Source organism: Amycolatopsis sp. NPDC114503 (genome assembly GCF_055633655.1).
The window spans coordinates 720422-733997 of record NZ_JBVKDT010000001.1 but is presented as its reverse complement, the minus strand read 5'-3'; the positions used below and the strand labels follow the sequence as shown (position 1 = coordinate 733997).

Here is a 13576-nt window from a genome sequence, read left to right as displayed (position 1 = left end):
TCGGCTTTCCGGCCGGGCACTGGTTCCCTTACTCGCCGGTAACATCAGGATATTACCTACGAGTAACCAGAGCAAGCGAATCCGCCCTTCCAGGGGTGGCAATTCGCTCGGAATGACGGTTCGACCAGGGAGCGGCCTCACCGGGTGCTGCGCGCCACGGCCTCCTGCACAGCCGGGGGACCGGCGCTGTCGTCAAGCTGGGGGACGAGGATGCCGCTGCGGAACGCGATAGTCACCGCGTGTGTGCGGTCGCGGGCGGAGAGCTTGCGGAGAATGCTCTTCACGTGGGTCCGCACGGTTTCCACGGACAGGAAAAGCAGCTTCGCGATGCCGGAGTTCTCCAGCCCTTCGGCGACGAGCTGCAAAACCTGGTACTCGCGCCGGGAAAGCGGCATGGCGCCCTTGGGCTGCACGAGGTGCCCGTCGACCGGAGCGGCTCTTGGCGACGGTTCGCGCTTGGGCCGCGCGGTGAGCGCGGACAACGCCGGGTCGATGTAGCGCCGGTCGTGATGCGCGCGCCGGACCGCTTCGGCGAGCCGCCGGGAATCGACCGCGCGCGGCACGATGGCGTGCGCACCAGCGCCGATGGCCGCGGCGAGGTACTGCTGGGTGCGGTTGGTGTCGCGCACGAGGGTGACCAGCACGAGTGCCGGGTCGCCCGCGTTGAGCAGCTTCGCGAGATGGCAGTTGGGGTCGAGCGCGGAGTCGAGGATCACGACGTCCGGGCGGACCTGCTCGCACAACTGCATCGCCGCGTGATGACTCGCCGCCTGGCCGGACCAGTGCAGGCCCAGCGTGCGGTGCACCATCGCCGCGATGCCCTCGCGGAAAATCGGGATGGGGTCGACTACTGCGACTCCCAGGCTTCGACCGCCGGCTGGCTGACCGGCCGACATGGGCGTTCGGTGGGGCTCGATGCCACGCATCTCGGGCCTCCGTCCTCGAGGTCGCTCCCGGTGACCGGCACGCCCCCTCGGCGTGCCCGCCGGTCCCCCCTGCCGGAACCGGCCGGGAACGACACCTTGTCCCTGGTTCGACTCCGCCGAGAGCAGCTTGTGACGCGGTTTCCCCCTCATGGCCGTAACGGCTGGTCGCAGCAAACTCTCAGTAGAAAAGTGGCCTCGAAATGCGGGAGGACGGCGCAGCGAGGGTCCGCCCAAGTGGGTTAGCTCTACTGAGGGTTTAACCGCCCGGGTGAATCTCCGATGACCGCCCGTGCGCGCAGCCGACCGAACTCCTCCGCGAGGGTTTTCGGGGTCCAGTGGGCGTTCAAACCGCTCGGATTGGGCAGAAGCCAGACCTTTGTTGTCCCCATTGTCCGATCTTGCGGCCCGACTGCGGCGCGCCGATCGCCGAACGCGACGCGGTAGGCGGTGATTCCGACCACTGCGAGCCAGCGCGGGCGGTACTTCCGGACTTTCCCGGTCAGGATTTCGCCGCCTTCGCGGAGTTCGTCGTCGGTCAGCTCGTCGGCGCGGGCGGTGGTCCGGGCTACGACGTTGGTGATGCCCAGGCCCAGGCCGAGGAGCTGGTCCTGTTCGCTCGGGTCCAGCTGGCGAGGGGTGAAGCCGCTGGCGTGAAGGGCGGGCCAGAAGCGGTTGCCGGGGCGGGCGAAGTGGAGGCCGAGCGCGCCGGAGTAGAGGCCGGGGTTGATGCCGCAGAACAGCACGTTCAGATTGGGAGCCAGGACGTCCGGGATGGTGGTTCCGTGCGCGGCGGCTTGTTCGGCCTTGGTGGGTTTCGCGGGCATGGGGTCAGTTTCCGGCACGCTGGGCGGCATGAGCGTGACGCCTGACGGCTGCCCGGTCGACCTCTATCTGAAGCTGCCTGCCGCCGGTGAACCGGAGGTGATTCACGACGCGGTCCCGGCCGGTGCCGCGGTGCTGGAACTCGGCTGCGGATCTGGGCGCGTGACGCATCCGCTGCTCGCGCTGAGACATCCGGTGGTGGCGGTGGATGAATCGGCGGAGATGCTCGCGCACGTCCGAGGCGCCGAGACCGTCCGCGCGCGGATCGACGAGCTGCGGCTGGAGCGGCGATTCCCGGCCGTCGTGCTCGGCAGCCATCTGGTCAACGGACCGGACCGGCAGGCGCTGCTCGCGGCGGCACGGCGGCACGTGGCTCCCGGCGGGCAGGTGCTCGTCGAATGGCATCCGCCCGCCTGGTTCGACCAGGTCGCCAATGGCGCGGGCGGCCAGCTTGGCGACGTGCGCATTGCTCTCGAAGGCGTCCGCCGGGACGGCGACCAGCTCTCCGCCACCGTCGGCTACTCCCTCGGCGACCGGACCTGGAAACAGTCCTTCACCTGCGAAAACTTCTCCCTCGAACCCGCGCTCGCGCAGGCCGGGCTGAGGTTCGATCGCTGGCTTACCGCTGACCGGGACTGGTTCTCCGCACGACCTTCGAACGCGGGGTAGCCAACCCGCTGCCCCGATCGGTAGCCTGTGTGATCTCTCGCACAACGGCGTCGATGAGGAGAGCACATGCAACTGTGGCTAGTGCTCGGCCTGGTAGCACTGATCATCGCCATAGCTTCGCTGATCGTGATCCTGGAAGACCGCCGCGCGGCGCGCCAAGCCGCGATCGCGAGACGAGCCCGGTTAGCGCGTCTTGGCGAGGTCGACCCGCTCGCTCCGGGCAGGCTCCACGCGGAGGGTTGAAGAGATCGGCCGGAGAGCGAGCAGCAGCGCACCGGCCAGCCAGCCGAACCCGGCGCCGAAGGTGTTGGTCATGAGGTCGTCGACGTCGAAAATCCGGTAGACGAACGGCGCGGTCCCGAAGTTCGCCGTGAGCTGGGTGATCTCGACGGCCAGTGAGGCCGCGAAGCCGATCGCCACCGCGCCGACCAGGCCGCGCCGCCACAGCACCCGGGCGAAGAAACCGAGCGGGACGAACAAGAGCACGTTCATCGCGGCCTGCTGGAACGTCTGCGTAGTGAACCAGTCCGCCGCCGACAGCCCGTGCTTCACCAGCTCGGTGTGGATGTCCGCGATCCACTGGAACGGCTCCAGCTGCACGGTCTGCTCCAGCCGTCGGCTATTCGGGCCGGGCAGCGGCAGGAAGACGACCGCCAGCGCCATGCACGCGTAGAAGACGACCGCCGCGGTGGTCACCAGGCCGCGCAGCCGCAGCCGGCCGTGGCGCGCGAACTGGAGCACGAGCTGCGGGATCAAGATCGTCGCCCATACGGCGAGGAACCCGATGAACCCGTACTGCAGGGCGGTGACCTGTGCGTTCGTCATACCGAGAACGCTATTGATCTTGCCGCGCGCGCACTTCGGTCGAAGAGCCGGACGCCTTCCGGGCGGGTCGGCCAGATGGCCGAGTGCTCGCCGACCGATCGGTCAGCGCTCCCGCGAAGGCGGTTCGTCGTCCCGTTCCGCGCGCTCCGAGCGCCAAGCCGCGAAGACGGTGCCGGCGATCAGCAAGAGGACCACGCCGAGCACCAGCACGACGAGCTGAAGTTCCATTTGTCCCCCTCTGCACCCAACGCACAGATCGGCGCGGCGCGCGCGAACGTTACCGAAACTTTCATCCGGCACCGCCGTTCTGCCCTGGTCAGGACCGTCCGGTTTGGGCAGACTGCTTCGCCGGGCGTCCGCATCAGGGGTCGAGCGGGCGCGAACACCGGAGGAAACATGAAGCTCTTCACCCGGCTCGCGGCCACCGCCGCGGCCGCACTGGCCGCCGTGGCCGTCACGAGCGCGCCCGCCGAGGCCGCACAGACCGCCGACGTCCGGATCATCGCGTTCAACGACCTGCACGGGAACCTCGAACCGCCGTCCGGATCGGGCGGGAAGATCACGCTCCCGGACAGGTCCAAGGTGGACGCGGGCGGCGCGGCCTACCTCGCGACGCACGTCAAGCAGCTCGAAGCGCAGGTGCGCAATTCGATGGTGCTGTCCTCGGGCGACAACGTCGGCGCGTCACCGGTGATCTCGGCGCTGTTCCACGACGAACCGACCATGGACTTCCTCAACGAACTCGGCGTGAAGGCGTCCGTGGTCGGCAACCACGAGTTCGACGAGGGCTACCGGGAACTGCTGCGCATGCAGTTCGGCGGCTGCAACAAGACCGACGGCTGCCAGTTCCGCAAGAGCTACGACGGCGCGCGCTTCCCGCTGCTCGGGTCCAATGTGTACTTCGACAACGGGCTGCCCGCGCTGCTGCCGTTCAGCATCCAGTACTCCGGCGGCGTTCCGGTCGGCGTCATCGGCGCGACGCTCAAGGACCTCCCGTCGGTCGTGACGCCGGAAGCCATCAAGGGCCTCAAGTTCGGCGACGAGGTCGAGGCGATCAACCGCACCGCGAACATCCTCGACCGGCTCGGCGTCAAGGCCCAGGTCGTACTGCTGCACCAGGGCGACGAGGCGCTGCCCGGCTCGGGTCCGAACGACTGCAAGGTCCAGCCGGACGGCGACGCCGCGGCCATCGCGAAGAACGTGACGCCGAAGGTCGACGCGATCTTCACCGCGCACAGCCACCAGCAGTACAACTGCGTCGTCAACGACCCGGCGGGCCAGCCGCGGCCGGTGATCCAGGGCGCGTCGTTCGGCAGGCTGCTGTCGGTCGTGGACCTGAAGATCGACCGCCGCACGCGCGACGTCGTCCGGTCGCAGACCAAGGCGCACAACGAGATCGTCACCCGCGACGTCACGCCCGATCCGGCCGTGACGAAGCTCGTCGACGAGGCCAAGACGAAGGCCGCGCCGATCGCGAACAAGCAGGTCGGCACCATCACCGCGGACCTGCCCGCGGCGGGTGCGGCTTCCGGCGAATCGCCGCTCGGCGACGTGATCGCCGACGCCCAGCTCGAAGCGACCAAGTCGAACAACGCCGTGATCGCGATGACGAACCCGGGCGGCATCCGCGCCGACCTGACGTACAAGTCGTCGTCGGCCGGTGAAGGAGACGGCGTCGTCACCTACGGCGAGGCGTTCACCGTGCAGCCGTTCTCGAACATCATGCAGACGATCACGCTCACCGGCGCGAACCTGAAGAACGTGCTGGAACAGCAGTGGGGCCAGTCCGGCGGCACCAAGATCCTGCAGATCTCGAAGTCGCTGCACTACACGTACTCGGCGGCCGCTCCGGTCGGCTCGCGGGTCTCGAACATCACGGTCAACGGCACGGCGGTCGACCCGGCGGCCAAGTACCGGGTGTCGGTGAACAACTTCCTCGCCGCAGGCGGGGACGGGTTCACCGAGTTCAAGAAGGGCACCGACCTGGCTGGCGGGCCGGTGGACCTGGACGCGTTCATCGCTTACCTCGGCGCGCATCCGGGCATCGCTCCTCCGCCCGCGGACCGGATCACCGCGACTCCGTAAATCAGTAAGTCAGCAGATAAGTAAGTCAGTAGCTCAGTAAGTCAGCGGAGCCCTCGCCCCACCCGGGCGGGGGCTCCTCTCGTTTCTCCAAGACAACTTGCCGCTGCCGGGCCACGATGGACGGCATGACGATGACCTGGGACGACGTGACCGCTTGGGCGCAGGAGGAGCTGCCGGAAACCGAGGTGTCCACCTGGTACCGCACGCCCGCGCTGAAGGTGGCGGGCAAGGGCTACGCGCGGCTGCGCACCGAGGCTGAAGGCGGGCTGGTGCTGTTCGTCGGCCTCGACGAGAAGTCCGCCCTGCTCGCCTCAGGCGATCCGGCCTTTTTCACCACCCCGCACTACGACGGCCACGGCTCGATCCTCGTCCACCTCGACCGCGTCGATCCGCAGCAGCTGCGGGAACTGCTCACCGAGTCCTGGCGGTCGAAAGCCCCGGCCCGGCTCAGCAAATGACGATCGGCTGCGGCGAGTACGTCGTGCTGCGGCTTTCCTCGCGGACCTCGCCGCCGCTGGCCAGGTCGTAGAACACTCGGGTGTCGCTGACCGTGAACCCGGACGCGCCCGGCGACGCGTGGCACTGACCGTCCGGACCGGGCCCGAGCTGCACCGGCGGCGGCACCTGATTCGACGGTGCGCCGCTACGGCCTTCGACCCGGAAGTGCTTGGTACCCCAGATCTTCACCGTCACCGAACCGCCGCTGGCGCTCGCCTGGATCGCGAATCCGGTCGGATCGTTGTTGGCCAGCTTGAGATCCACGGCGTTGCCGGAGCTGTCGACCGCCACCGCGTCACGACCTGCTGGGTAGCGGTTGACGAAGTGGTCGTGTGCCGCGTGCCCGCCGTCGCCGAGGCCTGCCAGGTAGGCCGCGTTGTACAAAGTGGACGAAAGCTGCGACAGGCCGCCGCCGGTCACCGCCGGGCCGGTGCCGTCCTCGTCGACCGGCGCGGGCGCGTAACCGCCGCCGCGATAGTCGTTGAGGCTGAAGGATTCTCCCGGTTTCACGAGGACGCCGTTGATGCGTCCGGCGAGCGTGGCGACGTTCGCCGCGGCCGGACCGCTGAGCCCGCCGGTGGTGTACTCGCCGACGACCTCCTTGACGCCCAGCGCGTTCGCGCCGTCGGTGGTCAAGGTCGGGTGCTTCTGGTCGTAGGCGACCGGCAGGTCACGGCCGGACGGCTTGGCGAGCACCTCGGTGAGGGACTTGAAAGTGTTGGCCCAGTTGATCTTTCGCCCGTCCTCGGACGGCGTGACGGCCGGTGCGCCGGAGTCGAGGCTGATCTGCGCGTCCTTGCTGTTCGCCTCGGTGGACGCCAGGTCCGGCTGAACGGCCGCGCGCAGCTTCTCCTGATCGATCCGCAGTTCGAGACCGCCGCCGCCGTTCGGCTGGAACTGGAACGACGACGCGATCGCCGACGGCTGCAGCGTGCTGTCCTTGCCCTGTCCGTGCAGCACGACCGGCGAGGCGACCGCGGGCGCGACCACGGTGTCGAGCAGCCGGTGCACGTCGGCGGAGGTGGTTTTGGCTGGCGTCACGGCCATCTTCAGCGTGACCCCGCGCGGCGAAAGCCAGTCCGCCACCACGGTTTGCACGGCGGCCGGGACGTCGGTCAGCTCCTGGCCCTGGCGCGGTTCGACCGCATAAGCGGCGACCCCGTTCGATTCCTTCGGCGTGAACCCGATGTTGCCCTCGACCAGCGGATGGTTGAGCTGCTTCCCGGCGAGCTGCTGGACCGCGTCGGTCACCTCGAGCTGGTCGCTTCGCGTCACGACGCCCACCTCGCGGGTGGTGAAAAACGACAACAGCCGCGTGACCGGGCTCCACGGCTGGTGCCCGGCCTGGGCGAGCGTGCCCGGCCAGTCGAGGCCGAGCCCGGAATCCGCGGGCACGAGCGTCCCGGTGACGTCGCCGGCGTGGATCGCCACCGGACGGGTCAGCCGGGGCTGGAGTTCGCTGTGCAGCTTGGCTTCGGCCTCGGCGTAGGACAGATCGCCGACGTCGATGCCGGCCACCTGGACGCCGCGCGGCACGTCGCCGGCGCTGGTCATCAGGTCGATGGTGTAGGCCAGCACGAACAGCCCGAGCAGGCAGCCGACGATCATGAACGAGCGGCCGACGCGTTTGCGGAAACGGCGGAAGCGGGTGTCCGGCGGCGGGGGCGCGTCGGCCACCGCGAAGATCTCCGTGGCCAGATCGGATTCGCCGGCCAGTGCGGGGTCGTTCAGCAGCTCGTCGCTCAGCAGGTCGTCGGCGAAAGCCGACGAACGGTCTTCTTCACGCAACGCCTGCCTCCCCTGGTACGGGAGCTACAGGTACAGCCCCGTGCCGTGTTCGGTCCGCTCCGTGGCCACCGCGTGGATGTCGCGTTCGCGCATCACCAGGTGGCCCTCGCCCTGGATCTCGACCTCGAGCTGGTCCTCCGGATTGAAGAGCACCCGGTCGCCGTGCTTGACGTTCCGCACGCTGTTGCCGACACCCAGTACATCACCCCACACCAGCCTGCGCGCGACTTGCGCGGTGGCGGGAATCACGATGCCGCCGCTGCTGCGACGCTCGCCTTCCTCCTGCGACAACCGCACGAGGACGCGGTCGTGCAGCATCTGGATCTCGAGCTTGGGCGTGTCCGGCACGCCAGCCATGCTACTGACCGGTTGCCGGAGCCTTGGGCTCGCCCGCCATCATCAGGCTCAGCGCCTTCCCTCCTCCGCTCTCGAAACGCACCGGGACGCCCCAGTCCTGCCGGGTGATCCGGCACGCCGGGTGCTCGCCGCCGTCATCGCAGCTCGCGGCCTGCGCCACTACCTGCAACACACCTTCGGTCACGCCCTCGGCGAACTTGATCCGCCGAACGAGATCAGTTCCGACTCCGGCTCCGTCGGCGAGCAGTTCCGGCGGCGACGAGGTGATCTCCAGCCGCGTCGAAGGCCCGTAACGCTCGTCGAGCTTCTCGCCGGGCGGCGGGGTGAAGACGACGGAAAACTCGACTTCGCCGGGCGCGAGCACCGTCGGCGGACGTTGCACGGCCTGGCGAGTTCCCGCGACCGCGGTCGCCTGGCCATTGCCCCCGAGCGGGGTAACCCGGTTGCCCGCCGACTCCACGACGTACAGCTCGCCGTCGTGGCGCACCAGGCCTTGCGGTTCGGCGAACCCGGTCGCGAGCGTCGTGACGTCGCGGGTGAACGGGTCGTAGCGGCGGATCGCGCCGTTGTAGGTGTCGGCGATCGCGACCCGGCCGTCGGACAGCACGGCGAGGCCGAGCGGATGCTGCAGCAACGCCTGGTCGGACGGGCCGTCGGCGTGGCCGAAGGTGAACAGGTCCGTGCCGACCGCGGTGTGCACGACGAACGACTCGTCCGCCGGTTCGATCCAGCGCAGAGCCGAGGTTTCCGCGTCGACGAACCACAGTTTCTGCCCGTCCACGGCGAATCCGGACGGCTGGGCGAAGAACGCCTCGTGCACGTCGCCGTCGCGCAGACCCTCGACGGTGGTGCCAGCGAACCGGCGGATGCTGCCCGAGACCGGGTCGAACACGCTCAGCGTGTGGTTTCCGGCCATCGCGACGACGACGCCGCCGGCCGGGGCCCACCACGTGACGTCCCACGGGCTGGTGAGGTCGATGTCCGGCGCCTTGCCGGTGTCGGTGCCGTCGCGCCACTGTTTCCCGGTTCCGGCAACGGTTTTCACCTCGCCGGTGTTGAGGTCGAGGCCGCGCAGACGGTGCCCGGCGGTGTCCGCGACGATCGCGTGGTACCCGGCGCGCTGGGCGACCTCGTTGGGCAGCAAGGCGATTCCGGACGGTTCGACGAACTCGGCCACGTCGAACGGTCCGTCCAGCGTGCCCCGGGTGCCGCTGCCGAAGCGGCGGATGACGGTCTCGCCGTCCGAAGCGAACTCGACGATCGAGTGATGTCCGGTGTCCGCCACCAGAATCCGGCCGCCCGCGGTGACGACGGCCTTGCTGGGGAAACGCAGTTCGGTGCGCTGCTCCTCGACCGGCACGTACGGGTTGCCGCCTCGGCGGAGCGTGCCCTTCGCGTCGTGCTTGGCGACGAGGTCGGCGATCACGCGGCGTAACGCTTCGCCGTGGCCCTCACCAGCCGCGACATGCACGACATAGCCCTCGGGATCGACGACGACCAGCGTCGGCCAGGCCCGCACGGCGTACTGCGACCACAGCTCCATCTTCGGGTCGTTGACCACCGGATGGTGCACCTCGTACCGGCGCACCGCGGCCTCGATCGACGTGCGCTCGCCCTCGCGGCTGAACTTCGGCGAGTGCACCCCCACCGTGACCAGGACATCCGCGAATTCCTGTTCCAGCGGACGCAGTTCGTCGAGAACGTGCAGGCAGTTGACGCAGCCGCTGGTCCAGAAGTCCAGCAGCACCACGCGTCCGCGCAGCTGCGCCAGAGTGAGCCGGCGGCCGCCGGTGTTCAGCCAGACGTCGCCGGTCAGCTCGGGCGCGCGTACGCGGGCTTGCCGGGCTTGCGGTGAGGAAGTCACGGGAGGAGTGAACTACATCCGGTCACTCGGTGTTCCGTCAACCACGGCCGGAGAGAAGAACCTCACCCCGGCGAGGGAGCCCATTCCGGGCAAAAAAGGACGCGCGGACGCGGCCGGGCGCTACGTACGCTTCTGGCATGGCACACGTTCAGCCGGCCGAAGCCTTCACCGTGGAGGAGGCCCGCATCCTGCAGCAGAATCTCGGCGAGCCCTTGCGGCCTGGCCTCACGCCCGCCGAACTGAGCGACGTCGAGGACCAGTTCGGCTTCACCTTTTCCGACGACCACCGGATTTTCCTCACCGCGGGCGTTCCGGTCGGCGACCGCTGGCCGGATTGGCGCCACGGCGACCCGGACCAGCTGCGCAAACGCCTCGACTGGCCGGTCGACGGCGTCCTCTACGACGTGGAGAACAACGACCTGTGGCTTCCCGAGTGGGGCAACCAGCCACGGTCGATGTGCAACGCGCTGGCGGTCGCCCGACGGCATCTGGCGGCGGTCCCGCAGCTGGTGCCGGTGTGCGGGCACCGGTATCTGCCCGCGACGCCGGGGGAATCCGGGTATCCGGTGCTGTCGGTGTATCAGACCGACGTGGTCTATTACGGCTGGGACCTGCGCAGCTACCTGCGGCACGAGTTCGGCGGGGAGCCGCTGGGGGAGGAACCCGCGGACGTCCGGGTCGTGGAGTTCTGGTCGCGATTCGTGGAATGAGGAGTGTCTTTGGTGCCGGCTCCGTGTCTTTGGCGCCGGCTCCGCCGTCGCGTGCGGGATCGCTGTGTTGTTGGCGCCGGCTCCGCCGTCGCGTGCGGGATCGCCTTTAAGTCGGCGGGTCGGGGAGCAGCGCACCCGGCCCGGGGGGCCGTTTGCAGTTTCCCCCCACCCCCCCAAACCCGCCCCCCCCCGTTGTGGGGGGGGGCTTTTTGGGGGGGGGGGGGGGGGGGAAAACACCCCCCCGGCCGGGGGCTTCATCCCCTTCCCCTCCCCACCCCCCCGACGCGATCCCGCCGTTCGGGTCAAGTCGGCGTCGGGCCTGGTCTGACCCAAACCGACCAAAGACCACCACCCAACCCGACCCGAACGCGGGATCGCGTCGGCGTCTGGCGGGAGCGGCGTGCACGGCCCCCGGGCCGGGTGCGTCGTTCCCGCCAGACGCCGACTTAAAGGCGATCCCGCCGCGACGGCGGAGCCGACGCCATCAAACACAGCGATCCCGCCGCGACGGCGGAGCCGGCGCCATAGACACAGCCGGCGCCAAACATCACGACTCCCTGCGCAGCATCCGGCTGACGCCTGCCGCGACGGTCGTCGCGAGAATCCAGCCGGATGCGGTGAACCCGGCCGCTACCCAGTTGTCCGCGCCGTGCATGTACCAGCGCGACTTGTTGCCGAAGTCGACGATCGGCACCAGCAGGTCGGCGGTGTAGATGACCGGATTCCACTGCAGCCCGGAGTCCTGCTGGTTGACGAGGCAGCGCGGGCCGCTGGTCATGTAGCGGCCGGTGCGGTCGTTGACGCAGTCGTCCTTGCCGAGGCCGAACCAGAGGCTGCCGAGCACCAGGAGCGTGAGGAGCCAGCCGAGCGCGCGTACCGGACGGAAGCCGTAGCCGACCATCGACCGTTGCAGCCAGCTCCACAGTCGGACGCCGGGGCCGAAGAACTTGAAGCCCTTGGCGAGCGCTTCGTAGCGGAACTGCTGCTTTCTGAGGGCGACTGTCGAGGCGTGCTCTTCGTTTCCGGCTGCGCGCAGGGTCGCGGCGAGCTGGTCGTATGGTCCTGGGCGGTAGCCGCGCATTGCGTTGCGGAGCAAGTCGATCCGGTGGTCCAGCGCGTTGTCGTCGTCGAGCGCGATGCCGTGTTTCAGTGCGTCGTAACGGAAGTCTTCCAGTTCGAGACCGTCGGTGGCCTTCCAGATCTCCTCGTTGTCGGCCAGCGCGCCGCAATGCGCCCGGCGCAGGCGTACTGAACCAGTCGGCGGCTCGGCGGGAGACAGGATGAACTCGTCCGCGGTGACGTCACTGGCGTCGAGCGCTATGTCGTGCGGGGCAAGCGATCCCAGCTTCGCACCGTTCATGTCGAGCCGCCTGGCGATCTGCGCGCCGTCGAGGTTCACGCCGCCCTCCGCCAGGAAGGGACGGTCCTTGTCCTCGGTGAGCACGACGTCCCTCCCGATCCGCGCGGTGCGGATGTCGAGGGAGAAACTGCTCGATTTCCGTTGCCCCGGCTCGGTGAGCAACGTGCCGAACATGTTCACGCTGCCGCCGATTTCCGCCCCTTGCAGCCTCAGCGTGCCCTGCAAGGTGGCGTCGGTCAGCTGGAAATTCCCGGAGATTTTCGCTCTCCGCGCGGAAAACACGTCTCGTCCCGGATGGAGGAACATCGAATTCCAGGCGAGGAAGTTACCCCCGACGGTGACGTCAGCGAGCCTCAACTGCCCGATCGGCACCCGGAGATTGGTCGCCTCGATGTCGCCGCCGATCGTGGACCCGTCGAGGTGCAGCGCCCGGTCGTAATACGGCGTCGCGCGGCCGCGCACCATGGTGATCTCCGCGCCCGCGAGCCTGAGCGACCCGCCGATGCGCGCGTTGACCATGCGCAGCGTGCCGAATGCCCTCAGCCCGTCGGACAACTCGAGATTGCCGTCCACCTTCAGCCGATCCGCGACCAACGCCGGTCGAGGATCGAGGTAGGGATCCCCGGACTTCCAGGCGTCCACGACGATCGGCCCGTGCTGGTCGACCTGAAGCCGCGCCTCGCGCATGACGATGTCACTGTCCACAGTGGCGCTGGGGAGGTAGAGGACCCCCTTGGCGGAGAACCGTTTCCGCTCGCTGGCCGGTCCGTAGTTGTCGACCTCGCACAGCAGGCTTCCGCCGATGTGGAGTCCGTTCCCGTTGAACGCGAAACCATCCGGGTTGTCGAACGTCGCCCCGGAGAAGTTGACGTTACCGCCGGTTCGCATGCCCGGCAGCCGCACCTCGCCCTTGGCGACCATCCGATACGCGAGGAGAGCGCCGGTAATCACCAACCGGTCGCCCTGGATCGCCTTGCCGTGCGGATGGCTGATCGTGGTCCTGGTGAGCACCACGGACCCGTCGATCACCGCGTCGGTGAGGTTGACCGCCGCATTGGGCATCCCGCGCTCGCGATCGTCGCCGCGCTGCACGGTCGTGGTCTCCAGCTCGAATTGGTCGGCCGCGATTTCCACGACACTGCGAACCAAGCGCACGTCATTCCGGCTGCGCAAATTACGGGCCCTCAGCCCGGGGAGCCAGCATTTGCGGAAAACGAGCCCGAGAAGAGTCGCCTCGCGCACGTCCGGCGGATGCTCGAAGCGGCACCGTTCGAATTGAAAGAGGAAATTGAGGTCGGCGGCGCGCAGATCGAGAGTCCCGGTGATGTAGGCGTCCTCGACCTGCACGATCGGCGCGTTGGTGGCCTGCCGTCGCCAGCGAAGGATGCCACTGGTGCCAGGTTTGAGCAGGTCCGCGGCCTTCACCTCGTACCGCTTGTCGGGAACCCCGGCAAACGGATCAAGCGGCGGCAAGGTCGTATCGGTCGGCACGAGCCCCTTCTCCCCACGATCGTCGGCCCTCAGGGAATCGGATCAACGGCGGATGAGCAAGGGGCTGGGCGGAGTAGTGCGTGTTCGTCTTGCGGTTCGGTCACTTTGCGCATGTGGATGACTACGTGATCGATTCACTCGACGTGAGCTTGTTCCAGACGATCTTGCCCGAACGTCCCTT

The 13576-nt window shown here is 68.5% G+C and carries 12 protein-coding genes; 4 read left to right on the top strand and 8 right to left on the bottom strand.

Annotated features, from left to right (window positions below):
* Positions 1 to 137: 137 nt before the first annotated feature.
* Together ACZ7OI_RS03600 and mug are read right to left on the bottom strand one after the other, a co-directional pair.
* Positions 138 to 926 (bottom strand): response regulator transcription factor, encoded by a 789-nt coding sequence (locus ACZ7OI_RS03600; protein WP_344287626.1) that lies wholly within the window; start codon positions 924 to 926, stop codon positions 138 to 140.
* Between the two features lie 245 nt (positions 927 to 1171).
* Positions 1172 to 1750: a G/U mismatch-specific DNA glycosylase gene (gene mug, locus ACZ7OI_RS03595; RefSeq protein WP_470262633.1), complete on the bottom strand. Its 579-nt coding sequence runs from the start codon at positions 1748 to 1750 to the stop codon at positions 1172 to 1174.
* A 28-nt stretch (positions 1751 to 1778) separates the two neighbouring features.
* Between mug and ACZ7OI_RS03590 the strand changes: the two genes are divergently transcribed.
* Positions 1779 to 2417 carry a class I SAM-dependent methyltransferase gene (locus ACZ7OI_RS03590; RefSeq protein WP_470262632.1) on the top strand — a complete coding sequence of 213 codons (639 nt, stop codon included), beginning with the start codon at positions 1779 to 1781 and terminating at the stop codon, positions 2415 to 2417.
* A gap of 183 nt (positions 2418 to 2600) precedes the next feature.
* On the opposite strand, the gene ACZ7OI_RS03585 is transcribed toward ACZ7OI_RS03590, so the two are convergent.
* Both ACZ7OI_RS03585 and ACZ7OI_RS03580 read right to left on the bottom strand, forming a co-directional pair.
* Entirely contained in the window at positions 2601 to 3242 is a 642-nt protein-coding gene (locus ACZ7OI_RS03585) for a VanZ family protein (protein ID WP_470262631.1), read from the bottom strand.
* A gap of 102 nt (positions 3243 to 3344) precedes the next feature.
* The gene (locus ACZ7OI_RS03580) at positions 3345 to 3470 is read right to left on the bottom strand and encodes a hypothetical protein (protein ID WP_470262630.1); all 126 of its coding nucleotides are present in this window, start codon (positions 3468 to 3470) and stop codon (positions 3345 to 3347) included.
* A 168-nt stretch (positions 3471 to 3638) separates the two neighbouring features.
* Here ACZ7OI_RS03580 and ACZ7OI_RS03575 point away from each other — a divergent pair, with 168 nt between their 5' ends.
* Both ACZ7OI_RS03575 and ACZ7OI_RS03570 read left to right on the top strand, forming a co-directional pair.
* Positions 3639 to 5327: a bifunctional metallophosphatase/5'-nucleotidase gene (locus ACZ7OI_RS03575; RefSeq protein WP_470262629.1), complete on the top strand. Its 1689-nt coding sequence runs from the start codon at positions 3639 to 3641 to the stop codon at positions 5325 to 5327.
* Positions 5328 to 5443: 116 nt separating this feature from the next.
* Positions 5444 to 5785: an MmcQ/YjbR family DNA-binding protein gene (locus ACZ7OI_RS03570; RefSeq protein WP_470262628.1), complete on the top strand. Its 342-nt coding sequence runs from the start codon at positions 5444 to 5446 to the stop codon at positions 5783 to 5785.
* On the opposite strand, the gene ACZ7OI_RS03565 is transcribed toward ACZ7OI_RS03570, so the two are convergent.
* Genes ACZ7OI_RS03565 through ACZ7OI_RS03555 form a run of 3 tightly spaced genes read right to left on the bottom strand, consistent with a single transcriptional unit; the run spans position 5775 to position 9834 of the window.
* The gene (locus tag ACZ7OI_RS03565) at positions 5775 to 7613 is read right to left on the bottom strand and encodes a VanW family protein (protein ID WP_470262627.1); all 1839 of its coding nucleotides are present in this window, start codon (positions 7611 to 7613) and stop codon (positions 5775 to 5777) included. The two genes, ACZ7OI_RS03570 and ACZ7OI_RS03565, sit on opposite strands and share 11 nt — an antisense overlap.
* A 24-nt stretch (positions 7614 to 7637) precedes the next feature.
* The gene (locus ACZ7OI_RS03560) at positions 7638 to 7970 is read right to left on the bottom strand and encodes a GroES family chaperonin (RefSeq protein ID WP_116199430.1); all 333 of its coding nucleotides are present in this window, start codon (positions 7968 to 7970) and stop codon (positions 7638 to 7640) included.
* A gap of 1 nt (position 7971) precedes the next feature.
* Positions 7972 to 9834 carry a thioredoxin-like domain-containing protein gene (locus ACZ7OI_RS03555; RefSeq protein ID WP_470262626.1) on the bottom strand — a complete coding sequence of 621 codons (1863 nt, stop codon included), beginning with the start codon at positions 9832 to 9834 and terminating at the stop codon, positions 7972 to 7974.
* A 137-nt stretch (positions 9835 to 9971) separates the two neighbouring features.
* Between ACZ7OI_RS03555 and ACZ7OI_RS03550 the strand changes: the two genes are divergently transcribed.
* A complete protein-coding gene (locus tag ACZ7OI_RS03550; RefSeq protein ID WP_470262625.1) occupies positions 9972 to 10544 on the top strand; it encodes a hypothetical protein in 573 nt (190 codons plus the stop codon).
* 547 nt (positions 10545 to 11091) lie between these two features.
* On the opposite strand, the gene ACZ7OI_RS03545 is transcribed toward ACZ7OI_RS03550, so the two are convergent.
* Entirely contained in the window at positions 11092 to 13395 is a 2304-nt protein-coding gene (locus tag ACZ7OI_RS03545) for an oxidoreductase (protein ID WP_470262624.1), read from the bottom strand.
* Between the last annotated feature and the right edge of the window lie 181 nt (positions 13396 to 13576).